The sequence below is a fragment of the Pandoraea eparura genome, from assembly GCF_902459725.1.
GTDB classification, from domain to species: Bacteria; Pseudomonadota; Gammaproteobacteria; order Burkholderiales; family Burkholderiaceae; genus Pandoraea; species Pandoraea eparura.
On the sequence record NZ_CABPSH010000001.1, the window covers coordinates 825,626 to 849,587 of the forward strand.

Here is a 23,962-nt window from a genome sequence, read left to right on the forward strand (position 1 = left end):
GCGGATTCGCCGTTCATCAGCAGGAAATCACTCGCCATGTATCGCGAACTCGTCGTAGAAGTTGCCCGCGCCCAAGCCGAGGCCCTGTCGGACGCCCTGCTCGATCTGGGCGTGCTGTCGGTCTCCGTGGAAGACGCGGACGCCGACACGCCCGACGAGCAACCGATGTTCGGCGAGCCGGGCCTGACCCCGCCGGACACCGCGTGGCAACACTCGCGCGTGGTCGCGCTGGTGGGGGAAGACCAGGACGCCGCCGTGCTGCTCGCGGCGGCCGTCAACGAACTTGGGCTCACCGAGTCGCCCGCGTTCACGTTGCGTGATGTGGAAGAGCAGGACTGGGTGCGCCTCACGCAATCGCAGTTCGAACCGATGCAGATCGGCCAGCGTATCTGGGTCGTGCCGTCGTGGCACGACGCCCCGGACACCGACGCCCTGATCCTTGAACTCGACCCGGGCCTCGCGTTCGGCACCGGCAGCCACCCGACCACGCGGCTGTGCATGGAGTGGCTCGAACAGCATGTTCAGCCGGGTCAATCGTTGCTCGACTACGGCTGCGGCTCGGGCATTCTGGCCATTCTGGCGCGCAAGTGCGGCGCCGATCCGGTGATCGGTATCGACATCGATCCACAGGCCGTCGAGTCCGCCCGCTATAACAGCGAGCGCAATCAGGCGACGGTCGAATACGGACTGCCCGCCGATCTGCGCGACGGTCAATTCAATATCGTGGTCGCCAACATCCTGTCGAATCCGCTCAAACTGCTCGCATCGATGCTGACCTCGCGCGTGGCGCCGGGTGGACGACTCGCGCTGTCCGGCGTGCTGGAGCGTCAGGCGGACGAGGTGATTGCCGCCTACGCGCCCTATATGAAGATGTCGGTCTGGCGTGCTCACGACGGCTGGGTCTGCCTGCACGGGCAGGCCGCCAGCTAAGTCGCACACGACGCGCCGAGTCTCCGGGTTCTCGTTCTCGACGCCTCGACGCCCATGCCCCGCCCCTCGCGCGTTCTCGCTACCCGCTGCCCTCACTGCCATACCGTCTTTCGCGTGGTGGCGGATCAGCTCAAGCTGCGCGACGGCCTCGTGCGCTGCGGCACTTGCCGCGAGGTGTTCGACGGTCAGGCCTATCTGTGCGAGCCGCCCGGCGAAGCGCACGAGAGCGACACTGCCTCGCCCGACGCGATGTCCACGTCGAGCACCGATGTCGAGGCGAATGCCGATGCCAATGTTCGCGGCGACGCTGCCGACACGGCCGACGCCGCCGACGCGCCCGACACCCCCAACAGCACCACCGGTAGCATCAGTCAGTCCGACATGAGCGCGGCATGGCCGACGTCGCCGGTGCCTCACGAAACGCCTGTTGACGCGGCGCCGGCGCCAGCTAACGAACCCGCGACGTCCGCCGAACGGCCCGCGGTACCCGAGATGCTCACGCCCACCGCGATCGCTGCGCTGCTGGGCACGCCCGACGAGAGCCGTGCGCAGATGCGACACGGTCCGGGTCGCTATATCGACGACGATGCCACGACTCTCGCGGCACCCACCGCGTCAATGGCGTCTCCCACGTCGGCGATGGCGACCGATGCTCCGACGTCGTCCCGCCTCGGCGGACACCCCTCGCGCCCCGGCGCCAGTCGCATGGTCTGGCGCCTGCTGATCGCGCTGGCCATCGCCGGTCTGCTTGCGCAATGGGCGTGGATCGAACGTGCCGCACTCGTCGATCGCGTGCCGGCGTTGCGCGGCGTGTTCGCGGCGATCGGTCGGCCAATACACGTGACGATCGCGCCGCCACGCCAGCCGGACAAGGTCCAGATCTCGAGCGTGACGCTGGTCACGGACGCGCCTGGCACGACCGACGTGACCACCGGAACCCCCGCGAGCAACGCCACCTCGGGCGAGGCCGTGCCGATGACGCTCACCGTCTTCATCCGCAACCAGGCCGACTACGCGGTGGCCTGGCCGTCGCTCGAACTCACGCTGTCGGACATCGACGGCAAACCGGTCGTGCGACGCGTGTTTTCGGCGAGCGATTACGTCGCCGACGCCACGCTGCGTGTCGCGGGCCTGGCGCCACACAACGAACGCACGATTCGGTTACGATTGACGGCGCAGGCAGCGCTAGCCAGTAACTACCGGGTGCTCGCGTTTTATCCGTGATAGCGCTGTTGCATTCAACCTAGGAGATACAGATGTCCCAAGTCACACTCGGGGGCAACCCCATCGAAGTCGACGGCCAGTTCCCGCAGAAGGGGCAGACCGCACCGGCCTTTTCGCTGGTCAATGCCAAGTTGCAGGACGTCTCGCTCGACGACTTCGCGGGCAAGCGCAAGGTACTCAACATCGTGCCGAGTCTCGACACGCCGACCTGCGCCACCTCGACTCGCAAGTTCAACGAAGCCGCAGGCAAGCTCGACAACACGGTCGTGCTCGTGATCTCGGCTGACCTGCCGTTCGCGATGAGCCGCTTCTGCGCCACCGAAGGCCTGAACAACGTCGTCACGCTCTCGACCATGCGTGGCCGAGAGTTCCTCAAGCAATACGGCGTGGCGATCACCACCGGCCCGCTCGCCGGCGTGTCGGCGCGTGCCGTCGTCGTGCTCGATGCCGATAACCGCGTCGTCCACGCCGAGCTCGTGCCCGAGATCAAGAACGAGCCGAACTACGACGCCGCACTCGCCGCGTTGTCGTAAGCCACTTCGCCCATCGGCGTATCTCTGGCCCGCCCGGCAAACCCGGTGCGCGGCCGGATCGCAGTGCCCGTGCCGGTGCGGTGATGGCACCGGCCAGTTTTCCAGCATGCCCCGGCAGCGCGACTGGCCAACCGTCTGCCCTCCCTGATTGGCCCCCGCTTCCCCTTTCGCAAGGATATCCCCCGTGACTACCGTGATCTGCGGCTCGCTCGCCTACGACAACATCATGACGTTCGAAGGCCGCTTCGGCGAGCACATCCTGCCCGATCAGGTACATATCCTGAACGTCAGCTTCCTGGTGCCGACGATGCGCCGCAACTTCGGCGGCTGTGCCGGCAACATCGGCTACAGCCTGCATCTGCTGGGCGGCGCACCGGTGGTCATGGCCACCGTCGGTGAAGACGGCGCGCCCTATGTCGAGCGCTTCCAGTCGCTCGGCATGACCACGGACTTCGTTCGCATGGTCACGGACAGCATGACGGCCAATGCGATGATCACCACCGATCTGGACAACAACCAGATCACCGCCTTCCACCCGGGCGCGATGATGTTCTCGGCGCGCAACCGCGTGGCCGATGTCAGCGGCGCGACACTCGGCATCGTCGCACCGGACGCCCCCGACGCCATGCTCACCCACGCCGAAGGCTTCGCCGCCACCGGGGTGCCGTTCGTGTTCGATCCGGGCCAGGGCCTGCCGCTGCTCTCGCCGGAGGCGCTGCGTCGCATGGTGGAACTCGCCACGTACCTTGCGGTCAACGACTACGAAGCCAAGCTCCTCTGCACGAAGACCGGCTGGTCGATGGATGACCTCCAGTCGCGCGTCGAGGCACTTGTCGTCACGCGCGGAGAACACGGGGCCCTGATCTTCGCCGGCGGCAAGCAGCACGACATTCCCGCCGTGACGGCCACGCGTGTCGTCGACCCCACCGGGTGCGGCGATGCCTTCCGTGGCGGATTGCTATACGGTATCGACAAGGGCCTCGACTGGCCGACCACCGGCCGCCTGGCCAGTCTGATGGGTTCGCTCAAGATTGCCGAGCAGGGCCCGCAGACTTACGCGCCGACGCGCGCCGAGATCGACGCACACTTCGAAGCCGCGTTTGGCTACCGCTTTGCATGACTTGAGGAACGACACAACCATGGCACGACTGACCACATCGCTCATCCTTCTCACCGCCGCCGCGTCGCTCTCGCTGTCCGCCTGCACGGCGTTCGGCCCGAGCAATTCCGCGAGCGTCTACAGCAGCCGCCAGGCGCAGCGCGAGCAAGTCGTGCGCATGGGGACGGTCGAATCGGTGCGCCCGGTCACGATCGATAGCAGCAACGGCGATCCGGGCATTCTCGGCGTGGTGGGTGGCGGTGCGCTGGGCGCCGTCGGCGGCAGTGCCATCGGTGGCGGTCGCGGGTCGATCGCCACGGGCATCATCGGCGGTCTGTTGGGTGCCGTGGCTGGCCAGGCCGTCGAAAACCGCATGAGCAAGAAAGCGGGCCTGGAGATCACCGTGCGACTCGACAACGGCGAGCTGCGCGCGATCACGCAGGATGCCGACGAAGCATTCCAGCCGGGGCAGCGCGTGCGTCTGCTCTCGAGCGGCGGCGTCACGCGTGTGACGCACTGAGCGAGCAAGAAAAAACCCGCTGCGACGATGACTCATCACAGCGGGTTTCGGATCGAGTAGGCCTACTCGATCAAACGGCACTCACGTGCCTTGGTTCCTGCATCGGCAATCGAATTACGGACGGCTGCCGGTCGGGAACGGCCATGCCGCTGCCGGGTTCAGCGCCGTCTTCGGTGCTGCTGCCGGTGCTGCAGCCGGGGCTGCGGCAGGCTTGGCGGCAGGCTTGGCGGCAGCCTTCTTCACGGCCGGCTTCTTCGCCGCCGCAGCAGGCTTCTTCGCCGCCGGCTTCTTCGCCGCAACCTTCTTCACTGCCGCCTTCTTGGCCGCCGGCTTCTTGGCAGCGACCTTCTTCACTGCGGCCTTCTTGGCGACCGGCTTCTTGGCAGCGACCTTCTTGACTGCGGCCTTCTTGGCAACCGGCTTCTTGGCGGCAACCTTCTTCACCGCCGCCTTCTTGGCGACCGGCTTCTTGGCGGCAACCTTCTTCACCGCTGCCTTCTTGGCGACCGGCTTCTTGGCGGCAACCTTCTTCACCGCAACCTTCTTGGCTGCCGGCTTCTTGGCGGCGACCTTCTTCGCTGCCGGCTTCTTGGCGGCCACAGCCTTCTTCGCGACCGGCTTCTTGGCGGCCACAGGCTTCTTGGCGGCGGCAGCCTTCTTCGCTACCGGCTTCTTGGCAACAGCCTTCTTGGCTGCGGGTTTTTTCTTAGCAGTAGTAGCCATCACTTTGCTCCTTAACGTGAGAGATCACTCAAACAAAACCACCTGAGAAGGAAACCCGACCACCATGCGGCGAACCGCCGGCGAGCGGGCTATTCATCGGCGTACGCATCGGACTTCGACGGCTTACGCTAATGAATTCGGCGCTGCGCGCATGACGCTGACCGTGAGTGGTCACGCGCGCAAAAAAATTGCCGGCGACATTGCCGCCAGCAATTCGATTGTCTTGAGAAAGGGGATTCGCCAGATTCTTCGGGGGGTAGCTTGCCTGTCCCGTCATCGGGAGGGAGGAGATTGCGATAGCGGATAAGCGATACTGCTTGCTATGCACCAAGGTTTTTACGCTCCGTAACTACCAGCTCTCTGTCGCGGGAGGAAAGCAATGTGCTTTCGTGTGTTCATCGAGACTGCAATTTATTTGAGCGAATCATAATTCTTTTGTGATGCGATGTTAATACTTTGCGCGTAAAAAATCGCACAACGTTCGCAACGAAGAAGTCAATCTGTTGTATTTGATGCACATGGCATTCGCATATCGAGGCATGCGAAGCGAGCGTGACGACGTGCGAGACAGGAGGATGTGCGTGACCTGCGCCTTCTCTTTGACTTCTCTTGCTGGCGCGCCCTCGTGCTGCGCACGCTCACACCATCCTCTCGAAACCCGCATGGATACTGGCTTTGCAGCCAGCATCCAAATTTCACTTCCTGCTCGATCCGCGCTCAGTCCCAGCTCAGCGCGCCACCGGTCTGGTACTCGATCACTCGCGTTTCGAAGAAGTTGCGCTCCTTCTTCAGATCGATCATCTCGCTCATCCACGGGAACGGATTCTCTTCGTTCGGATAGAGCGCCTCGAGACCAATTTGGGAACAGCGACGGTTCGCGATGAAGCGCAGATAGCTCTTGAACATGCCCGCGTTCAAACCGAGCACGCCGCGCGGCATCGTATCTTCAGCGTAGCGATACTCCAGCTCGACCGCCTTCTTGAACAGCTCGCGAATCTCTTCGCGGAACTCCGGCGTCCACAGGTTCGGGTTTTCCAGCTTTACCTGGTTGATCAGATCGATGCCGAAGTTGCAGTGCATCGACTCGTCGCGCAGGATGTACTGATATTGCTCTGCAGCACCGGTCATCTTGTTCTGACGACCCAGCGCGAGGATCTGCGTGAAGCCGACGTAGAAGAACAGACCTTCCATGATGCAGGCGAACACGATGAGCGAGCGCAACAGCTTCTGATCGGCTTCCTGGGTGCCGGTCTGGAACGACGGGTCCGCCACCACTTCAATGAACGGCAGCAGGAATTCGTCCTTGTCGCGAATCGACGGCACTTCGTGATACGCGTTGAAGATCTCGCCTTCGTCCAGCCCCAGGCTCTCGACGATGTACTGATAGGCGTGCGTGTGGATCGCCTCTTCGAAGGCCTGGCGCAGCAGGAACTGGCGGCACTCCGGTGCGGTGATGTGGCGATAGGTGCCCAGCACGATGTTGTTCGCCGCAAGCGAGTCGGCCGTCACGAAGAAGCCGAGATTGCGCTTGATGATGCGGCGCTCGTCTTCGGTCAGACCGTTCGGGTCTTTCCACAGGGCGATGTCGCGCGACATGTTGATTTCCTGCGGCATCCAGTGGTTCGCGCAACCGGCCAGATACTTTTCCCAGGCCCACTTGTACTTGAAGGGCACCAGTTGATTCACATCCGTCGTGCCGTTGATCACGCGCTTGTCGGAGGCGCTCACGCGACGTGTCGACTGCGAGGCGATCACACTCGGGGTTTCCCCTTGCGAGGCAAGCAGGTTCGACGCCGCGGCCGGGGTAGCGATGGGGGCAGCCGATTTGGCCGTGGTGGTGTCTTCTTCCCAGTTCAGCATAGGGTCTCAGTCCGTTCAGGTTGATGCGATGCACGCGCGCGCATCGCCGAAGTGACAGATCAGCCGTTCGCGTGCGAAGGCTGACGATAAATTTGCGATTCGACGACCGGCAAGCGATCACCGGAAGCACGAAGTCCACCGGGAGCATTGCCGTATTTCGGGGGTGATGCAGATGCGCAATGGCGCAGTTTTGAACAACAACGCCGACGCGAGAGCCGCAACAACATCATGACCTCCCGACGTCGAATTGAATGCCTCCAATTTAGCACAATTACGTCACTCGTTCCAGCACGCAACACTACATCTAGTGCCGCACTGCACGATAACCACTATACCTAGTGTTTACCGGCACTCCCGCCGGCCTGGCAGCCAGCCTTGCGGGACCGGCATCTTGCCACGAAACGGCGCCGCGCGACAGCGATGATGGTGCGTCGACGGGGGCGCGGCGTCACATTGGCGTATCCTGTCGCGACGGCGGACCGGAACGACAGACTCCGGCGCGCGCCCCCTCGGAAAACGTCGATGAAGGAGAGTCCGACGATGACATTCGCAGGCGCCGACAACGCACCGGGAACGGCAGGCTCGCCGGGGCCGACACCGCGCACCCTCACCCCCGCCAAACCGATCCGCTTGTCCAACGGCTCGCTCGTGGCCGAGATTCAACCGGGCTGCGGTGCACGGCTCGCACGACTCGCTCGCCACGACACACACGGCGATGTCTTCGACTACCTCGTCCCGCTCGGCAGCGAACCGTTCGCGTCGGACGAATGGCCGAAGGCCGGTGCCTTTCCGATGCTGCCGTATACCAATATGTTGCGCGACGACACACTGCACTGGCGGGGCCGCACGATCCTCGTTCGCGAAACACCGGCGGCATCGAGTTCGCTGCACGGCTGGGGGCTGCGTCGCGAGTGGGACGTCGTCGACGAAAGCCCGCACTGTTGCGTGCTGCAGCTCGACAGTCCCGCACAACCGGAATGGCCCTGGCACTATCAGGCGTACCTCTCGGTGACGCTCGACGAACTGGGCGTCGACATGCAACTGTCGATCACCAATCTCTCGGCGCAGGACATGCCTACCGGACTCGGCATGCATCCTTACTTCCAATGGCCGGCCGGCGCGCGATTGACGTTCGCCTCGGAGGCGATCTGGCGCTCGCCGTCCGAGGAGATTCGTTGGCCGAGCGAGCAGCGCGTGCACGTCGGCGAGATCGAAGTGGTGTCGGTGGGCGGCGGACTCGATACCGGCGGGCGGTCCACCTGGTTCGCCGAGGTGCCGGTCGAGTCAGGCCGATTCGACGCGCGCATCGACTACGCCGGCGGTCTGCGCTCGGCCACGGTGCGCAGCAGCGATGCCACCTGGCTCGTGATCCACTCGCCTGCCGGACGTCCCTACCTCTGCCTGGAACCGTCGACGCACCGGGTCGGCGAGTTCGACGACGATCACGCCGTGGTCTCGCACGGGCAGACGCTCGAACTGTCGATGCGCATCGATCTGACCTGAGCACCCGGTGGCGGGAGCACCGTCGCCCCGTCTGCGCACCAGAAGCGCTTGGGGCCAGTGCCGAGGCGCAAACCTCGGGACTGGCCCCAATCTCACCGCAAGCGGATTACGCTTACTGGCAAGCTTCGCACTCTTCGAAGCCCGGGTCGCCCGGACGCATCGTGCACACCGCGCCTTCGGCTTCCGGCATCGGCTGCGCCAGCGGCGAGGACGGTTCGGCCGAGAAGCCACCCGACATCCCCCCCGAACTCGGCACCGCATTCAACGCCCCGTGGCTCACCGTCGACTTCTCGACGTGCGTCGCGGCCATCGTACGCAGGTAGTACGTGGTCTTCAGGCCACGCGTCCATGCCAGCTTGTACGTCTCGTCGAGCTTCTTGCCCGAAGCGCCCGCCATGTAGATGTTGAGCGACTGCGCCTGATCGATCCACTTCTGACGACGCGACGCCGCCTCGACCAGCCACTTCGGCTCGACTTCGAACGCCGTGGCATAGATCTCGCGCAGGTCGGCCGGCACGCGGTCGATGCGGGCGAGCGAGCCGTCGAAGTACTTCAGGTCGGCGACCATCACTTCGTCCCACAGGCCACGCGCCTTCAGGTCACGCACCAGGTACTCGTTGACCACCGTGAATTCGCCCGAGAGGTTCGACTTCACGTACAGGTTCTGGAACGTCGGCTCGATACAGGCCGAGACGCCGATGATGTTCGAGATCGTGGCGGTCGGGGCGATCGCCACGCAGTTCGAGTTGCGCATGCCGTACGACGCGATGTGCTTGCGCAGGCTGTCCCAGTCGAGCGTTGCCGACAGGTCGACGTCGATGTAGCCGCCGCGTTCTTCGGCCAGCAGCTTGAGGGAGTCTTGCGGCAGGATGCCACGATCCCACAGCGAGCCCTTGTACGACGAATACTGACCGCGCTCCTTCGCCAGCTCGGTCGACGCCCAGTAGGCGTAGTAGCACACGGCTTCCATCGAACGGTCGGCGAACTCGACGGCGGCGTTCGAGGCGTAGGGCGTGCGCAGCAGGTGCAGGCAGTCCTGGAAACCCATGATGCCCATGCCCACCGGACGGTGATGCAGGTTCGAATTGCGCGCCTTCGCCACCGCGTAGTAGTTGATGTCGATGACGTTGTCGAGCATGCGCATCGCCACGCGCACGGTGCGCTGCAGCTTGTCGTGATCGAGTTCGTAACCGTTCGCGGTCTGCTTCAGGTGCGCCACGAGGTTCACCGAGCCGAGGTTGCACACGGCGATTTCGGTCTCGCTCGTGTTGAGCGTGATTTCCGTGCACAGGTTCGACGAGTGCACCACACCCACATGTTGCTGCGGCGAGCGGATGTTGCACGGATCCTTGAACGTGATCCACGGATGGCCGGTTTCGAACAGCATGCCCAGCATCTTGCGCCAGAGCGCTTGCGCCGGCACCTTCTTGAACAGCTTGATTTCGCCGCGCGCGGCCTTGTCTTCGTAGGCGGTGTAAGCCTGCTCGAACGCCTTGCCGTACTTGTCGTGCAGGTCCGGGCAGGTGGCCGGCGAGAACAGCGTCCACTCGGCGCCTTCCATCACGCGCTTCATGAACAGATCGGGAATCCAGTTCGCCGTGTTCATGTCGTGCGTGCGGCGACGGTCGTCGCCCGTGTTCTTGCGCAGCTCGAGGAACTCTTCGATGTCCAGGTGCCACGTTTCCAGGTAGGCGCACACGGCGCCCTTGCGCTTGCCGCCCTGGTTCACGGCCACGGCCGTGTCGTTGACCACCTTCAGGAACGGCACCACGCCCTGGCTCTTGCCGTTCGTGCCCTTGATGTGCGAGCCGAGCGCGCGAACCTGCGTCCAGTCGTTGCCCAGACCGCCGGCGAACTTCGAGAGCAGCGCGTTTTCCTTGAGGGCTTCGTAGATGCCTTCCAGGTCGTCGGAGACCGTCGTCAGGTAGCACGACGAGAGCTGCGAGCGACGCGTGCCCGAGTTGAACAGCGTCGGCGTCGAGCTCATGAAGTCGAAGCTCGACAGAATCTGGTAGAACTCGATCGCGCGCGCTTCGCGCTCGACTTCGTTCAGGGCCAGACCCATCGCCACGCGCATGTAGAACGCCTGCGGCATTTCGATGCGGTGACTGTCGATATGCAGGAAGTAGCGGTCGTACAGCGTCTGCAGACCCAGATAGTTGAATTGCAGGTCGCGCGAGGCGTCGAGCGCGGCACTCAGCTTGGCCAGATCGAACGAGAGCAGTTGCTCGTCGAGCAGTTCAGCCTCGACACCCTGCTTGATGAAGCGCGGGAAGTACTCGATGTAGCGCGCGGCCATTTCGCCCTGCGGCACTTCTTCGCCGAGGATCTCGCGGCGGATCGTGTGCATCAGGATACGCGCCGTGACCTGGCTGTATGCCGGTTCCTTCTCGATCAGAGTACGCGAGGCGAGGATCGCCGAGTCGTAGACCTGCGACAACGGTACGCCGTCGTACAGATTCTTGAGGGTCTCGGTCAGGATCGGCTCGGCAACGACTTCGTCGCCGAGATTTTCGCAGGCAGCCTGCACCACACCGCGCAGCGCCGCCATATCGAGCGCACGGACCACGCCGTTGTCGGTGACATGCAGCACCGGGGCGTCGGGCGTGGCCGCCTCTTGCGTGGTCTCGACCGCGTGCGCGCGCTCTTGCGAACGCTTCTCGCGATACAGCACGTAGGCGCGCGCCACGTTGTGCTCGCCCTCACGCATCAGCGCAAGTTCGACCTGATCCTGGATGTCTTCAATGTGGAACGTACCGCCATTCGGACGGCTGCGCATCAAGGCGCGCACGACGTTCTCCGTCAACTGCTCCACGAGTTCGCGTACGCGGGCCGATGCCGCGCCCTGTCCGCCGTTCACGGCGAGGAAGGCCTTGGTCACGGCGATCGCGATCTTCGACGGCTCGAAACCCACCACCGCGCCGTTGCGTCGAATCACTTTGAAGTCGGCGTGGGTCGCCGGCTCGAAGGCGCCCGTCGTCTGGGGCGCCGACGCACCCGTACCACTGCCAGCGGTCGCGGCAGGCGTCGGGGTCGGGCGGGTGAGGTTTTCGTTAGTCTGCATGTAAAAACTCCCGTTCCAATGAGATGGTGCTGTTAGCGCGTTCTTACCAGGGTTACGGCCGGCAAAAATACGCCCTTGGGGCGCCGATGGAGCGAAGTGCTGGATACCGCACGACCGACGGACGGCCAAGGGTTCAGGTGTCCGCTGCACGGCTTTGCTGCAGTGCCGCCCCGCAAAAACGCCGCAGGAAAAGCACGGTATTGATGGCTATTGCATTCTGCGCCGATCTCGACATCAACCACTAGATGTAGTGGTCGGCGCTGGAATTGGCACTAAGTATAGTGGAGATGACGCACTCCGCAAACCCAAAAATTTCTCTCGCCGGGAAGGCCCGTGGCGTCGCCGTGTCAAGCAAAACCTGTCCCGGGATGGGGACTATTCGGCCGGCTGAAACGGCAGCGCTTCCGCGCTCAGCGCTGCCATCCGGCGCAATCGCTGCCACTCGAAGTGCGGCCCCGGATCAGTCTTCCGCCCCGGTGCGATATCGGCATGTCCGGCCACGGCCTGAATCGGATAATGCTCACGCAGTGCGCGCGTGAGCGCCGCCAGCGTATCGTACTGGGCTGCCGTATATGGCAGGTCGTCAGTGCCCTCCAGCTCCACGCCGATCGAAAAATCGTTGCAGCGCGTTCGTCCGTCGAACGACGATGCCCCGGCATGCCAGGCGCGCGCGTCGCACGACACGAACTGTTGCAGCGCACCATCGCGTCGCACCAGAAAGTGCGACGAAACCTGCACGCCGCGGATCCCGTCGAAGAACGGATGCGCATCGTGATCGAGTCGATTCTGGAAGAACGCTGCGATCTCGTCGCCGCCGAATTGTCCCGGCGGCAACGAGATGTTGTGCACCACGAGCAGGTCGGTCGGCATGCCCTCCGGACGCCGGTCGAAGTTCGGCGACGGCAGCCGCTCGGCTTCGCGCACCCAACCGTCGGCGTCGAGCGTAAGCGCCGGGCCGATGTCGGACGCGTTCATGCGTCACCTCGCTGCGGCAAGGCACGCGTCATGCCGCGGTCGCACGACCGGGGCGCAAGGGCAGAACAAGCGGATGTCTGGAGCATGACGGGCACGGCGGACTCTCCCGTAGAGCGAGGGGCGCCATTGTAGCCGACTTGTCGTGACACCGCCGGCGGCAGGTCAGGCATGCCCTGCGCGCGCGGTGCAGGCAGCGCGAGGAATACGGGCAGTGCGGACGACGCGGACGACGCGGGCCAAACCGACAAAACGGACGGAACGCGATCCCGCCACGCGCGGCGGGCAGCTCGTCGACTTTCGTCGTGCCGCCAAGGGCATCCCCCAAAGAAGAAGCCCCTCGCCATACCCGGCCGAGAGGCTTCTGTGGGCGTGACCACGCCCGGGGATGGTGTCGCTCGCGTGTCGTACGACACGCCCACCATCCCGCGCCGCTCACAGGTGCGACGCTCCTGGCCGTTGCCGGCCGGTGAAACAGATCGTCTTCGCCAACCCTGTCATCGCTTTCGATACGGTGCCCTCGCTTATCGCCATGATCGCCATCGATCAAGGAAAGGCTGGAATGGCGGACTCCACCCCTTCCATGTGCGCTTCGGGGTGATGGGCCTTGAGCATCTCGCGAATCTCATCGACGCGACCGTCACGCACATCCACCATCAGCAGAATCATGCCGCGCTCGAGCGGCTCGCGAAACGCCTTGAGTCGCGAGTTCGGCACCGACACGCCGATCATGCTCGACACCCAGGCGCCAAATAACGCGCCGAGCGGTGCCGTCACAATCATCAACTCCCACTGGGGGCGCGTGCCCACGATGGGGAAAAACGCGGCGACTGCACCGACTGCCAAACCACAGAACCCGCCGATCACGAGCCCGGCTTCAGCGCCGTGCACGATATCGGACGTCTGTAGCAGGTTAGCCTCGTGCAGTCCCTCCAACTCCATTTCGTCACGTGCCATGAAGTGGATGTGACGCTCCTCGACCCGGGAGAGCAACAAATCGCTCATCGTGCGCTGGGCACTCGCCAGATCGGGAAGAAGAAAGTACATCCGTCTGCGCATTAGCATGTTGCGCCCTCCTGTCGTCGCGCCCCTCGATGATTATTCTGTTTGTGAGTTTGTGAGCGGGGCCGGTTACTGTGTTTTAGTGCATGCAGCAGGCATGCGCAAGCCGGCGCATGCAGGTGCCATGATGGGAACGACAGGAGAATGTCGCGGCGCTGCGCGGCTTGGCCGCACAGCGGGACTCAGGCGCGGGGTTCGCGCGTCAGATAGGCGTCGCGGTGTTCACCGCTGCAAAAATGCTTGCCGCCCGCGCCGGCCACGGCCTCGCTCTCGGGAAGATAGGTATCGCACTCGCTGCATCGCACCATGCGCTCGGCCGGCGGCAGCGCCTGACGCGCCGTCGTGCGCGCATCGTTCGCGCCCGGCGGGCGCATACGCTCGGTATTGCGCTTGCGCTCGTTGCTTCGCATCCACCATGTGCCAACGATCAACAGCACCAGTAACAACAGGATATTGCGCATCGCGCCTCAAGTCTCCGTCATGCGATGCAGCACCACCTCAAGCACGAAGCGAGAACCGACATACGCCAACAACAGCGCCACAAACGACGCCAGAACCCAACGCAGCGCGACCTTGCCGCGCCACCCATAAAAATGCCGGCCCAGCAGCACCGCGCCGAACATCAGCCACGACACCACCGCGAACACGGTCTTGTGATCGATGCGCACCGCACGCCCGAACAGCGCCTCGGAGAACATCACACCGGAGATCAGCGTCAGCGTCAGCAGCACGAACCCGGCACCGATCAGCCGGAACAACAGCTTTTCCATCGTGAGCAGCGGCGGCAGCGTCTCGAGCCAGTGCGAGAGCCAGCCAGTGGCGTCGCCGCGACGCGACGGATGCAACTGCCGCTCGGCGTAGAGCATGAGCAGCGCGTGCAGCGCGGCCAGTGCGAACAGCCCGTAAGCCATGTTGGCAATGATGAAGTGCGCCTTGAAAATCGGCTCCGCCGCAAAGCCGAGAATGCGAACATCCGGAAAAATCATCGGCAGCACGCAGGCCACCGCGGCCACGGGCGTGACCATCAACCGCAAGCTGTCGAGCGGGAAGAAGAAACTCTCGATCCAGTAGATGCCGACCGAGAGCCACAGCATGGCCGAGAGCATGTACGCGAAACCGAAGTGCATGCTCTCGGCGCGGAAGATCGTTTGATGCAGCAACACCCCGTGCAATGCGAGCGTGACGAACAGCGAAAGCTGCATCGGCCAGCGCGACGGCGTGCCCGCGACCGGCGCAGGCGCGACCTGCCCGCCCGCCAGTGCGAGCGCGGCGTTGCGTCGGTACCCTTGCCACGAACAAACCGCCAATCCGGCATAGAGGATGGCGGTCAGCGCATACAGTAAAATAGTCATGTTTGAAGTTTACACCAGCCCATGACGGGCGCGCTGCCGTCCCCACATCCGCCCCCCACGGGCCGAACGGTGGGGCGAACGGGGCCGCTGCAGGTCTTACAGGATACGTTTCATGCTCGACAATCTCACTACGCGCCTCGCCAAGGTCGTCAAGACGCTGCGCGGCGAAGCCCGCCTGACCGAGGCCAACACGCAGGAAATGCTGCGTGAAGTGCGTCTCGCGCTGCTCGAGGCCGACGTCGCCCTGCCCGTGGTGCGCGATTTCGTCGCCAAGGTCAAGGAAAAGGCGCTCGGCGAGGAAGTCATTTCCAGCCTCTCGCCGGGCCAGGCGCTCGTCGGCGTGGTGCAACGCGAACTGACCGCGCTCATGGGCGGCGATTACGAAGGCCGCGCCGCCGAACTCAATCTCGCGACCACGCCGCCCGCCATCATCCTGATGGCCGGTCTGCAAGGCGCCGGCAAGACGACCACCGTCGGCAAGCTCGCCAAGCTGCTGCGCGGCCAGAAGAAGAAGGTTCTCACGGTTTCCACCGACGTCTATCGCCCTGCCGCCATCGCCCAGTTGGAGACGGTGACGAAGCAGGTCGATGCCGACTTCTTCCCGTCGCAACCCGATCAGAAACCGGTAGACATTGCCCGTGCGGCCGTCGACTGGGCCCGACGCCATCACCACGACGTGCTGCTCGTCGACACGGCCGGCCGGTTGGGCATCGACGAAGCGATGATGCAGGAAATCAGCGCCCTGCACGCCGAGTTGAAGCCGATCGAAACGCTGTTCGTCGTCGACGCCATGCTCGGCCAGGACGCCGTCAACACCGCGCGCGCCTTCAACGACGCGCTGCCGCTCACCGGTGTGGTGCTGACCAAACTCGACGGCGACTCGCGCGGCGGTGCGGCGCTGTCGGTGCGTCACATCACCGGCAAGCCGATCAAGTTCGTCGGTGTGGGCGAAAAGCTCGACGGCCTCGAAGTCTTCTACCCGGATCGCATGGCGAACCGGATTCTCGGCATGGGCGACATCCTCGCGCTCGTCGAGGAAGCGCAACGCGGCGTCGACGTGCAAGCCGCGCAAAAGCTCGCGGAGAAGGTCAAGAAAGGCGGCGACTTCGACCTGAACGACTTCAAGGCGCAAATCGGCCAGATGAAGAACATGGGCGGCCTGTCGTCGCTCATGGACAAGCTGCCTGCGCAATTCCAGGCGGCCGCCAGCCAGACCAACATGGATCAGGCCGAGAAGCAGGTGCGTCGCATGGAGGGCATCATCAACGCGATGACACCGTCCGAGCGCGCCAAGCCGGAACTGATCAAGGCGAGCCGCAAGCGCCGTATTGCCGCCGGCGCGGGCGTTCAGGTGCAGGAGGTCAACCGCATGCTCAATCAGTACGACCAGATGCGCACCATGATGAAGAAGCTCAAAGGCGGCGGCATGATGAAGATGATGCGCAGCATGAAAGGCATGATGCCCGGTATGCGCTGACCGGGGCCTATCCGGTGGCCGCCGCTCACGCCGGCGGGCATTCCGGATATACTCCGGGCCGCACATCGCGCCATCTCCCCGCAACACGTTCCCCAGGGTCGCCCCATATGAACCGCGAAGAAGCCCTCGAAGTATTCCGCAATTCCGAAGAGATCGTCTCGGCCGACGAGGTGAACCGGTCCGTCGACACGATGGCCAAGGCCATCAAGGACGCCATTGGCGACGAGTTCCCGATGGTGCTCTCGGTCATGGGCGGCGCGGCCGTCTTTACCGGCATGCTGCTGCCGCGCCTGGACTTCCCGCTGGAGTTCGACTATATCCACCTCTCGCGCTACAACAACACTACGACAGGCGGTGCGATGCAATGGCGCGTGGCGCCGCGCGACTCGGTGCGCGATCGCGTGGTGCTCGTGCTCGACGACATCCTCGACGAAGGCGCCACCATGGCGGCGATTCGCGACCGGATCCTGGAAATGGGCGCCTCGAAGTTTTACAGCGCGGTGCTGTGCGAGAAGATCCTGACGAAGGATAAGCCGTCGCATCCGGATTTCTGCGGCTTCACTGTGCCGGACCGCTACGTCTTCGGTTGCGGCATGGATGCCAAGGGCTACTGGCGCAACCTGCCGGCGATCCGCGCGCTGACCACGCCGCGCTGAGCGCCGCCGCGGGACGACATCCCGTACGCATCTGACGACAAAGGGGCCCGCGAGGCCCCTTTGTCATACGAGTCATACGAGTCATGCCAGTCATGCCTTTCTGCTTTCATGACTGGCGCACCGGCGAGCTTACGCCCACCGGCACGGCACGTGATCAGACCGCCTTGGCGGCGCGCACCTTGCCGATGACGACGTCCGCGACGCCGGCAACGTCGAGCAACTGGGCTTCGGTATCGCGGCGCCCCTGATACTCGAGCTTGCCGTCCTTCAGACCCCGATCGCCGATCACCACGCGATGCGGCACGCCGATCAGTTCCCAGTCGGCGAACATCACGCCGGGACGCTCGCCACGATCATCGAGAATGACATCGACGCCGGCGGCCAGCAGATCGTCGTAGAGCTTATCGGCCGCCGCGCGCACGGCGTCGCTGCGGTCGTAGCCCATCGGGCACAGCACCACTTCGAACGGGGCGATCGATTCCGGCCAGATGATGCCGCGATCGTCGAAGTTCTGTTCGATGGCCGCGCCGAGAATACGCGTGATGCCGATGCCGTAGCAGCCCATCTCCATCGGCGCCGGCTTGCCGGTCTCGTCGAGGAAGGTGGCGCCCATGGCCTCCGAATACTTGGTGCCCAACTGGAACACGTGACCCACTTCGATGCCGCGGCACAGGGCGATCTCGCCCTTGCCGTCCGGCGAAACGTCGCCCGGCACGATGTTGCGCAGATCGGCCACGATTTCCGGCTCGGGCAGATCGCGCCCCCAGTTCACCCCGGTGATGTGGAAGTTGACCTCGTTCGCGCCGACTACGAAGTCGCTCATCGTGGCGACCGTGCGATCGACCACGAGCTTCACGGGCTGCTTCGTGCCGATCGGGCCCAGATAGCCCGGCGGCGTGCCGAAAGCCTCGACGATCTCGGCTTCACTGGCAAAGCGCAGGCCGGACAGCCCCGGCACCTTGCTCGCCTTGATCTCGTTCAGCTCGTGATCGCCGCGCAGCAGCAACAGCCAGACGGTCGTGCCGGCATCTTCGCTGTCGGTGGCGAGCACGATCGACTTGACCGTGCGCGCGAGCGGGATCGAGAGCAGTTCCGCGACGGCTTCGCACTTGGCCTTGCCCGGCGTGGCCGTCTTGGCCATGGTCTCGGCGGGCGCTGCGCGCTCGCCTTGGGGGGCAAGCGCCTCGGCCATTTCGACGTTAGCGGCATAGTCGGACGTCGGGCAATAGGCGATGGCATCTTCGCCGGTGTCGGCAATCACGTGGAACTCGTGCGAACCGGAGCCGCCGATGGAGCCGTTGTCGGCCACCACGGCGCGGAATTCCAGGCCCAGACGCGTGAAGATGCGCACGTAGGCGTCGAACATCTTCTGATAGGACACCTCCATGCCGGCACGGTCCTTATCGAAGGAATAGGCGTCCTTCATGATGAATTCGCGCCCGCGCATCACGCCGAAACGCGGACGAATCTCGTCGCGGAACTTCGTCTGCACCTGATAGAAGTTCACCGGCAGTTGGCGGTAGCTCTTGATTTCGCGGCGGGCGATGTCCGTCACCACTTCCTCGTGGGTCGGGCCGACGACGAATTCGCGATCGTTGCGATCCTTCAGGCGCAGCAGTTCCGGGCCGTACTTCTCCCAGCGCCCCGATTCCTGCCACAGTTCGGCCGGCTGGACCGCCGGCATGAGCAGTTCGAGCGCGCCGGCGCGGTTCATTTCTTCACGCACGATGGCTTCGACCTTGCGGATCGAGCGCAGGCCGATCGGCAGGTAATCGTAGATCCCGCCGGCCACGCGGCGAATCATGCCGGCGCGCATCATCAGCTTGTGGCTGACGATTTCGGCGTCGGCGGGGGCTTCCTTGAGGGTGCCGATGAAGAAACGAGAGGCTTTCATGCAGATTTCCGGGAAAAATGAGGGTCAACGGCACGGGCGGTGGTTCGGTCTGTTGCCGGGAGCGAAGCCGGGGCGCGCCCGAACCTCGTCGCAGCCCCTTGAGACACCCGCCGGCCGTACACGCCGCCCCGGTCACCCGAGCCGCCGCCGGCCGCCGCGCCGGTGATTATCTGTTTATAATCGAAGCAATTTTAAAGGATTCAAGGGTGGTTGTATGCTTGACCGTGAAGGCTTTCGCCCGAACGTCGGCATCATCCTCTTAAACGCACGCAATGAAGTGTTCTGGGGCAAGCGGCTGGGCGAGCACTCCTGGCAGTTCCCGCAAGGCGGCATCAAGTACGGCGAAACGCCCGAACAGGCCATGTTCCGAGAATTGCACGAGGAAACCGGGCTAAAGCCAGAACACGTCAAAATCATCGGTCGCACACGCGACTGGCTGCGTTATGAGGTGCCGGACAAATTCATCAAGCGCGAAGTGCGCGGACATTACCGGGGCCAGAAGCAAATCTGGTTCCTGCTGCGCATGGTCGGTCGCGACTGCGATATCTGCCTGCGCGCCACCGAGCATCCAGAGTTCGATGCCTGGCGCTGGAACGAATACTGGGTGCCGCTGGATGCCGTGATCGAGTTCAAGCGCGAGGTGTACCAGCTCGCGCTGAACGAACTCTCGCGCTATCTGCGACGCTCGGCCGCGCGCACACAGCAGGATCGGCGACGGTTTCCGCGCGCCGGAGCCCGGGTCGGGGAATTGCCGCCGGGCGCGACCCGTGCGCATGACGACACCTGCGGCAGTGACGACGACGGTAGCGGGGCCAGTGGCGCCGGTGAATTGGCAAGCGCCGCCGGTGTCGGCACACCGCCTCGGGAGCACTGAACCGGCACGCCGTCGGCCTGTCCCATCATCGGTCGCGGGCGTCATGCCCGCGTCCTCTCCTTTAGCCCAGGCATCCTCCGGGATGCCGCGCGGATTGTCCGCGATCGCTCATCCGCTGTCCAACCGCCGTCCAACCGACATCTCGATCCCAAGTCCATGCGTCTTTCCTTCGTTCGCCGCGCCCCGCGCCTGACCGCCCTCACGCCACTGGCCGCGCTGGCGCTGACAACCCTGATCACCGCCTGCAGCGGCACGATGCAGCCTCCCCAGGACTTCGACGAATATGTCGCCCAACAGGAAGCCGCCAAGGGCAAGTGGAAGGAAGCGGAAGCCACCCTGCCGACCACGGCGCCGCAAGACGCCGATCTGGTGAGCTTCCCCACCCTGCCGAACGCCACACTCGACTATGCGATCGACACAAAGTCGGTGCAGGTGACGAAGGACGGCGTGGTCCGCTATGTCGCCGTGATCCGCAGCAAGCAAGGCGCGCGCAACGTCTCATTCGAAGGCATCCATTGCGCGTCGTTCGAATCGCGCCTGTACGCGACGGGTCGCCCGGATGGCACATGGGTCGCGGCGCGCAACAGCGAATGGCGCCCGATTCGCCCGTATGGGTCGACGGCCTATCAGGGTATTCTGTTCCGCGACTACCTCTGTCGGGACAAGACGCCGCTGGGTGACGCCAGGGAAATCGTGCAGAACCTGCGCTTCCCGAAGTTCGATCAGAACCAGAACTATCGGTAAGGAGCGGTGAACGGTCGAGCGCCCTTGAGCGCCGACGTAAAAAAACGCCGGTCACGCATAGCGTGCCGGCGTTTCGCCTGTCTGGTGCGAGGCATTCGCCCCGCCCTGCGCCTCAGCGCAAGATCAGGTTGTCGCGATGGATCAGCTCGGGCTCGTTCGCAAAGCCCAGCACTTGCTCGATGTCACTGCTCGGGTGACGCCGAATCAGACGCGCTTCCGACGCGCTGTAGTTCGACAGCCCCCGCGCGACTTCGTGACCGCCCTCGTCCACGCAGGCAATCACCTCGCCGCGCGCAAACGTGCCTTCGACATCGATCACGCCAATCGGCAACAGACTCTTGCCCTCTTGCCTGAGCTTCTTGGACGCGCCCGCGTCGATCACGACGCGACCGCGCACCTGCAAATGATCCGCCATCCATTGCTTGCGGGCCGTCAGCACCGCCGTGCGCGCAACCAACTGCGTGCCGATAGCCTCGCCGCTCGCCAGACGCACGAGCACGTCGCCCTCGCGCCCCGACGCAATCACCGTATGCGCGCCACTCGTCGCCGCGCGCTTGGCCGCCAGGATTTTGGTCAGCATGCCGCCGCGGCCGATATTAGTGCCCGCCCCGCCGGCCATCGCTTCCAGGCGCTCGTCGCCCGCTTCGGCCTCGTGCACGAACGCGGCCTCGGGGTCCTTGCGCGGATCGGCCGTGTACAGACCCGATTGATCCGTCAGGATGACCAGCGCATCGCCATCGATCAGGTTCGTCACGAGCGCGCCCAACGTGTCGTTGTCGCCGAACTTGATTTCGTCGGTCACAACCGTGTCGTTCTCGTTGATGATCGGCACCACGCCCAGACGCAGCAACGTCAGCAAGGTCGTCCGCGCGTTCAGATAACGTTCGCGGTCGGCCAGGTCGGCGTGCGTGAGCAGAATCTGCGCGGTGCGCACGCCGTGCTCGGCAAAGCGGGTCTCGTAGACCTGTGCGAGGCCCATCTGCCCCACGGCTGCCGCGGCCTGCAGCTCATCGATGGCCGTCGGACGGCGCGCCCAGCCGAGGCGCTGCATCCCCTCGGCAATGGCGCCCGAGCTGACGAGCACCACCTGCTTTGGCGGACGCCCTTCGCCACCGTGCCGCAGCGCGGCGATCTGTTGTGCCCATCGCGCAATCGCGACATCGTCCAGCCCGCGACCGTCGTTGGTCACGAGACTGGATCCCACTTTCACCACGAGCCGCTTGGCATCGGCGATGACCGAACGCATGGAACTGGATTCTCCTGCGAATGTATTGGGAAGACGGGCCGCTACCGCAGCCGAGTCGCTGGCGTGGGTGCGATGACAGGCCGCGCCATCGCCAGCGTTTGAGTGAGGTGGAGTCTACGCCTTTGGCGCGTCGTCCGGGGGCGTTTGCGGGGCGACGTCAACCGCCGGGGCGGCACTGCCTGCGCGAAAACGCGGATCCTGCGCGGCGTCTTCAAGGGCCTCTTCGACGGCACCCCGTTGTTGATACAGATACTCTTGCACGGCCAGGCACAGCTTCTCGCAGCCTTCCCCGGTCAAGGCGGAAATCTCGAAGGTCGGGCCATCCCATGCGAAGCGCTTCAGGAAGTCGGCAACGCGCTCGGCACGCTCCGCCTCCGGCACCATGTCAACCTTGTTGAGCACCAGCCAGCGCGGCTTCTGGAACAGTTGCTCGTCGTACTTCTGGAGTTCGAGGACGATGGCCTTGGCCTCCGCCACGGGATCGACGCCGTCGTCGAACGGCGCGATGTCGACGATGTGAAGCAACAGGCCCGTGCGCTGCAAGTGACGCAGGAACTGGTGACCGAGTCCGGCGCCTTCGGCCGCGCCTTCGATCAGACCGGGAATGTCCGCAATCACGAAGCTCTTGCCCGGCGCGGTGCGCACGACCCCCAGATTGGGGTGCAGCGTCGTGAACGGATAATCGGCGATCTTCGGGCGTGCATTCGACACCGACGCGATGAACGTCGACTTGCCCGCATTGGGCATGCCGAGCAGACCGACGTCCGCGAGCACCTTGAGCTCGAGCTGGAGCATGCGGCGCTCGCCCGGCTTGCCGTCCGTCTTCTGACGGGGCGCGCGATTCGTGCTCGACTTGAAGTGAAGGTTGCCCAGACCGCCCGCACCGCCTTGTGCGAGCACGACTTCCTGACCGTGTTCGGTCAGGTCGGCGATGGTCTCGCCGGTCTCCATGTCGCTGATGATGGTGCCGACGGGCATGCGCAGGAAAATGTCCTCGCCGCCCTTGCCGTAGCAATCCGAGCCGCGACCGGATTCGCCGTTTTTCGCCAGGTGCTTCTTCGAATAACGGTAATCGATCAGGGTGTTGATGTTGCGATCCGCCACGGCAAACACGCTGCCGCCGCGACCGCCGTCGCCGCCGTCGGGTCCGCCGAACGGCACGAATTTCTCGCGGCGCATCGATGCCGAGCCGTTGCCGCCGTTCCCGGCGATCACCTCGATGCGCGCTGCGTCAATGAATTTCATGAAGGTCCGTTCCGCTCAATCGACCGTCCGCAGACGATCCAAACTCTGTGTATTGGCCCGCCCGACGTGCCGACGGTTCGCCGGGCATCGGTGGGAAAAACAAAAAAGGCTCCGCATGGGAGCGGAGCCTTTTGGTGGCAAAAGGCTTAGCTTACGCTGCCGGCACCACGCTAACCACTTGCTTCTTCGCTGCGCCCTTGACGGCGAATTGCACGTGACCGTCGGCCAGTGCAAACAGCGTGTGGTCCTTACCAATACCGACGTTTTCGCCGGCATGCATACGAGTACCACGTTGGCGAACGATGATGCCGCCAGCCAGGATCGCCTGACCGCCGTACACCTTCACGCCAAGGCGCTTCGACTCGGAATCGCGGCCGTTACGGGACGATCCGCCTGCTTTTTTGTGTGCCATGACTTAACTCCTTACCTAGCTCGATCGATTAGCCGTTGATGCTGTCGATACGCAGCTCGGTGTAGTTTTGGCGATGGCCTTGACGCTTTTGGTAGTGCTTGCGACGGCGCATCTTGAAAATCTTCACCTTGGGGTGACGACCTTGGGCAATAACGGTAGCCTTGACGGAAGCCCCACTGACCAACGGCGCACCGAACTTAATCGATTCGCCCTCGCCAACGGCGAGAACCTGGTCGATGGTGATTTCAGCGCCAATGTCAGCCGGTATCTGTTCTACTTTGAGTTTTTCGCCAGCCGCAACCTTATATTGCTTGCCGCCGGTTTTTATGACCGCGTACATTGTTGAACCTCACTCATAAACAAGAGAATTTTCCGTGCAGGCCGAGGGTCCCGAAAGGACTCGACTTACCAGCCCATCGCACCACCGCAGACCGTCATACCGAGGTATTTTCAGACTTGGCGCAACGAATGCGCGCACGAAAACGGGGGATTATACAGACTTTCCCCTTTTGCGTCAAAGACTTCCGTGAAACCTGTCAATCCGCGGGGCTGGCGCCCGAAAGTCACCGTGC

At 64.0% G+C, this 23,962-nt stretch carries 23 protein-coding genes; 10 read left to right on the forward strand and 13 right to left on the reverse strand.

Annotated features, from left to right (window positions below):
• The first annotated feature begins 36 nt into the window (after positions 1 to 36).
• The 5 genes from prmA (at position 37) to PEP31012_RS03720 (ending at position 4,306) form a co-directional block, all read left to right on the forward strand.
• Positions 37 to 930, forward strand: a complete 894-nt coding sequence (gene prmA, locus PEP31012_RS03700) for a 50S ribosomal protein L11 methyltransferase (protein WP_150587950.1) — start codon at positions 37 to 39, stop codon at positions 928 to 930.
• A gap of 54 nt (positions 931 to 984) precedes the next feature.
• Positions 985 to 2,154, forward strand: a complete 1,170-nt coding sequence (locus PEP31012_RS03705; protein WP_150587951.1) for a DUF3426 domain-containing protein — start codon at positions 985 to 987, stop codon at positions 2,152 to 2,154.
• A 32-nt stretch (positions 2,155 to 2,186) separates the two neighbouring features.
• Positions 2,187 to 2,687: a thiol peroxidase gene (gene tpx / locus PEP31012_RS03710; RefSeq protein ID WP_150587952.1), complete on the forward strand. Its 501-nt coding sequence runs from the start codon at positions 2,187 to 2,189 to the stop codon at positions 2,685 to 2,687.
• Positions 2,688 to 2,871: 184 nt separating this feature from the next.
• Complete coding sequence (locus tag PEP31012_RS03715) at positions 2,872 to 3,807, forward strand: carbohydrate kinase family protein (protein WP_150587953.1); 936 nt, start codon at positions 2,872 to 2,874, stop codon at positions 3,805 to 3,807.
• 19 nt (positions 3,808 to 3,826) lie between these two features.
• A complete protein-coding gene (locus tag PEP31012_RS03720; protein ID WP_150587954.1) occupies positions 3,827 to 4,306 on the forward strand; it encodes an outer membrane lipoprotein in 480 nt (159 codons plus the stop codon).
• A 114-nt stretch (positions 4,307 to 4,420) separates the two neighbouring features.
• On the opposite strand, the gene PEP31012_RS03725 is transcribed toward PEP31012_RS03720, so the two are convergent.
• The 3 genes from PEP31012_RS03725 to PEP31012_RS03735 form a co-directional block, all read right to left on the reverse strand.
• Positions 4,421 to 5,029, reverse strand: coding sequence for a histone H1-like DNA-binding protein (locus PEP31012_RS03725; protein WP_150587955.1), 609 nt, complete (start codon positions 5,027 to 5,029; stop codon positions 4,421 to 4,423).
• Between the two features lie 28 nt (positions 5,030 to 5,057).
• Positions 5,058 to 5,360: a hypothetical protein gene (locus tag PEP31012_RS03730; protein WP_150550492.1), complete on the reverse strand. Its 303-nt coding sequence runs from the start codon at positions 5,358 to 5,360 to the stop codon at positions 5,058 to 5,060.
• 386 nt (positions 5,361 to 5,746) lie between these two features.
• The gene (locus PEP31012_RS03735) at positions 5,747 to 6,889 is read right to left on the reverse strand and encodes a ribonucleotide-diphosphate reductase subunit beta (RefSeq protein WP_150587956.1); all 1,143 of its coding nucleotides are present in this window, start codon (positions 6,887 to 6,889) and stop codon (positions 5,747 to 5,749) included.
• Positions 6,890 to 7,429: 540 nt separating this feature from the next.
• Here PEP31012_RS03735 and PEP31012_RS03740 point away from each other — a divergent pair.
• A complete protein-coding gene (locus PEP31012_RS03740) occupies positions 7,430 to 8,392 on the forward strand; it encodes an aldose epimerase family protein (protein ID WP_174978093.1) in 963 nt (320 codons plus the stop codon).
• 112 nt (positions 8,393 to 8,504) lie between these two features.
• On the opposite strand, the gene PEP31012_RS03745 is transcribed toward PEP31012_RS03740, so the two are convergent.
• The 5 genes from PEP31012_RS03745 to PEP31012_RS03765 form a co-directional block, all read right to left on the reverse strand.
• Positions 8,505 to 11,456: a ribonucleoside-diphosphate reductase subunit alpha gene (locus PEP31012_RS03745; protein ID WP_150587958.1), complete on the reverse strand. Its 2,952-nt coding sequence runs from the start codon at positions 11,454 to 11,456 to the stop codon at positions 8,505 to 8,507.
• A gap of 375 nt (positions 11,457 to 11,831) precedes the next feature.
• Positions 11,832 to 12,431, reverse strand: a complete 600-nt coding sequence (gene ampD, locus PEP31012_RS03750) for a 1,6-anhydro-N-acetylmuramyl-L-alanine amidase AmpD (RefSeq protein WP_150587959.1) — start codon at positions 12,429 to 12,431, stop codon at positions 11,832 to 11,834.
• 543 nt (positions 12,432 to 12,974) lie between these two features.
• Entirely contained in the window at positions 12,975 to 13,487 is a 513-nt protein-coding gene (locus tag PEP31012_RS03755) for a DUF1269 domain-containing protein (protein ID WP_150588079.1), read from the reverse strand.
• 185 nt (positions 13,488 to 13,672) lie between these two features.
• Positions 13,673 to 13,951 (reverse strand): PP0621 family protein, encoded by a 279-nt coding sequence (locus tag PEP31012_RS03760; protein ID WP_150587960.1) that lies wholly within the window; start codon positions 13,949 to 13,951, stop codon positions 13,673 to 13,675.
• A 6-nt stretch (positions 13,952 to 13,957) separates the two neighbouring features.
• Entirely contained in the window at positions 13,958 to 14,842 is an 885-nt protein-coding gene (locus tag PEP31012_RS03765) for a cytochrome C assembly family protein (protein ID WP_150587961.1), read from the reverse strand.
• 112 nt (positions 14,843 to 14,954) lie between these two features.
• On the opposite strand from PEP31012_RS03765, the gene ffh reads away from it, so the two are divergent.
• A complete protein-coding gene (gene ffh, locus PEP31012_RS03770; RefSeq protein WP_150587962.1) occupies positions 14,955 to 16,319 on the forward strand; it encodes a signal recognition particle protein in 1,365 nt (454 codons plus the stop codon).
• 107 nt (positions 16,320 to 16,426) lie between these two features.
• A complete protein-coding gene (locus tag PEP31012_RS03775; protein ID WP_150587963.1) occupies positions 16,427 to 16,975 on the forward strand; it encodes a hypoxanthine-guanine phosphoribosyltransferase in 549 nt (182 codons plus the stop codon).
• 154 nt (positions 16,976 to 17,129) lie between these two features.
• Here PEP31012_RS03775 and PEP31012_RS03780 read toward each other — a convergent pair whose 3' ends face one another.
• Positions 17,130 to 18,869: a proline--tRNA ligase gene (locus PEP31012_RS03780; protein WP_150587964.1), complete on the reverse strand. Its 1,740-nt coding sequence runs from the start codon at positions 18,867 to 18,869 to the stop codon at positions 17,130 to 17,132.
• Positions 18,870 to 19,083: 214 nt separating this feature from the next.
• Here PEP31012_RS03780 and PEP31012_RS03785 point away from each other — a divergent pair, with 214 nt between their 5' ends.
• Together PEP31012_RS03785 and PEP31012_RS03790 are read left to right on the forward strand one after the other, a co-directional pair.
• On the forward strand, positions 19,084 to 19,743 hold the full coding sequence (locus PEP31012_RS03785; protein WP_150587965.1) for an RNA pyrophosphohydrolase: 660 nt from the start codon (positions 19,084 to 19,086) through the stop codon (positions 19,741 to 19,743).
• A gap of 156 nt (positions 19,744 to 19,899) precedes the next feature.
• The gene (locus tag PEP31012_RS03790) at positions 19,900 to 20,487 is read left to right on the forward strand and encodes a CNP1-like family protein (RefSeq protein ID WP_150587966.1); all 588 of its coding nucleotides are present in this window, start codon (positions 19,900 to 19,902) and stop codon (positions 20,485 to 20,487) included.
• A gap of 112 nt (positions 20,488 to 20,599) precedes the next feature.
• Here PEP31012_RS03790 and proB read toward each other — a convergent pair whose 3' ends face one another.
• From proB to rplU, 4 genes are all read right to left on the reverse strand, one after another.
• Positions 20,600 to 21,733, reverse strand: a complete 1,134-nt coding sequence (gene proB, locus PEP31012_RS03795; RefSeq protein WP_150587967.1) for a glutamate 5-kinase — start codon at positions 21,731 to 21,733, stop codon at positions 20,600 to 20,602.
• A gap of 114 nt (positions 21,734 to 21,847) precedes the next feature.
• Positions 21,848 to 22,978, reverse strand: coding sequence for an Obg family GTPase CgtA (cgtA, locus tag PEP31012_RS03800; RefSeq protein WP_150587968.1), 1,131 nt, complete (start codon positions 22,976 to 22,978; stop codon positions 21,848 to 21,850).
• A 151-nt stretch (positions 22,979 to 23,129) separates the two neighbouring features.
• Positions 23,130 to 23,390, reverse strand: coding sequence for a 50S ribosomal protein L27 (gene rpmA / locus PEP31012_RS03805; RefSeq protein WP_010803931.1), 261 nt, complete (start codon positions 23,388 to 23,390; stop codon positions 23,130 to 23,132).
• Positions 23,391 to 23,418: 28 nt separating this feature from the next.
• Positions 23,419 to 23,730, reverse strand: a complete 312-nt coding sequence (gene rplU, locus PEP31012_RS03810) for a 50S ribosomal protein L21 (protein WP_010803930.1) — start codon at positions 23,728 to 23,730, stop codon at positions 23,419 to 23,421.
• Positions 23,731 to 23,962: the final 232 nt, after the last annotated feature.

What these genes read in the sequence shown, in the direction of transcription:
- proB (WP_150587967.1), bottom strand. Translation starts at nt 21,733, where the DNA reads ATGCGTTCGGTCATCGCCGATGCCAAGCGGCTCGTGGTGAAAGTGGGA.
- PEP31012_RS03765 (WP_150587961.1), bottom strand. Translation starts at nt 14,842, where the DNA reads ATGACTATTTTACTGTATGCGCTGACCGCCATCCTCTATGCCGGATTG.
- tpx (WP_150587952.1), top strand. Translation starts at nt 2,187, where the DNA reads ATGTCCCAAGTCACACTCGGGGGCAACCCCATCGAAGTCGACGGCCAG.
- PEP31012_RS03760 (WP_150587960.1), bottom strand. Translation starts at nt 13,951, where the DNA reads ATGCGCAATATCCTGTTGTTACTGGTGCTGTTGATCGTTGGCACATGG.
- prmA (WP_150587950.1), top strand. Translation starts at nt 37, where the DNA reads ATGTATCGCGAACTCGTCGTAGAAGTTGCCCGCGCCCAAGCCGAGGCC.
- cgtA (WP_150587968.1), bottom strand. Translation starts at nt 22,978, where the DNA reads ATGAAATTCATTGACGCAGCGCGCATCGAGGTGATCGCCGGGAACGGC.
- PEP31012_RS03745 (WP_150587958.1), bottom strand. Translation starts at nt 11,456, where the DNA reads ATGCAGACTAACGAAAACCTCACCCGCCCGACCCCGACGCCTGCCGCG.
- PEP31012_RS03740 (WP_174978093.1), top strand. Translation starts at nt 7,430, where the DNA reads ATGACATTCGCAGGCGCCGACAACGCACCGGGAACGGCAGGCTCGCCG.
- PEP31012_RS03775 (WP_150587963.1), top strand. Translation starts at nt 16,427, where the DNA reads ATGAACCGCGAAGAAGCCCTCGAAGTATTCCGCAATTCCGAAGAGATC.
- ampD (WP_150587959.1), bottom strand. Translation starts at nt 12,431, where the DNA reads ATGAACGCGTCCGACATCGGCCCGGCGCTTACGCTCGACGCCGACGGT.
- ffh (WP_150587962.1), top strand. Translation starts at nt 14,955, where the DNA reads ATGCTCGACAATCTCACTACGCGCCTCGCCAAGGTCGTCAAGACGCTG.
- PEP31012_RS03735 (WP_150587956.1), bottom strand. Translation starts at nt 6,889, where the DNA reads ATGCTGAACTGGGAAGAAGACACCACCACGGCCAAATCGGCTGCCCCC.
- PEP31012_RS03780 (WP_150587964.1), bottom strand. Translation starts at nt 18,869, where the DNA reads ATGAAAGCCTCTCGTTTCTTCATCGGCACCCTCAAGGAAGCCCCCGCC.
- PEP31012_RS03790 (WP_150587966.1), top strand. Translation starts at nt 19,900, where the DNA reads ATGCGTCTTTCCTTCGTTCGCCGCGCCCCGCGCCTGACCGCCCTCACG.
- PEP31012_RS03755 (WP_150588079.1), bottom strand. Translation starts at nt 13,487, where the DNA reads ATGCGCAGACGGATGTACTTTCTTCTTCCCGATCTGGCGAGTGCCCAG.
- rpmA (WP_010803931.1), bottom strand. Translation starts at nt 23,390, where the DNA reads ATGGCACACAAAAAAGCAGGCGGATCGTCCCGTAACGGCCGCGATTCC.
- PEP31012_RS03705 (WP_150587951.1), top strand. Translation starts at nt 985, where the DNA reads ATGCCCCGCCCCTCGCGCGTTCTCGCTACCCGCTGCCCTCACTGCCAT.
- PEP31012_RS03725 (WP_150587955.1), bottom strand. Translation starts at nt 5,029, where the DNA reads ATGGCTACTACTGCTAAGAAAAAACCCGCAGCCAAGAAGGCTGTTGCC.
- PEP31012_RS03785 (WP_150587965.1), top strand. Translation starts at nt 19,084, where the DNA reads ATGCTTGACCGTGAAGGCTTTCGCCCGAACGTCGGCATCATCCTCTTA.
- PEP31012_RS03720 (WP_150587954.1), top strand. Translation starts at nt 3,827, where the DNA reads ATGGCACGACTGACCACATCGCTCATCCTTCTCACCGCCGCCGCGTCG.
- rplU (WP_010803930.1), bottom strand. Translation starts at nt 23,730, where the DNA reads ATGTACGCGGTCATAAAAACCGGCGGCAAGCAATATAAGGTTGCGGCT.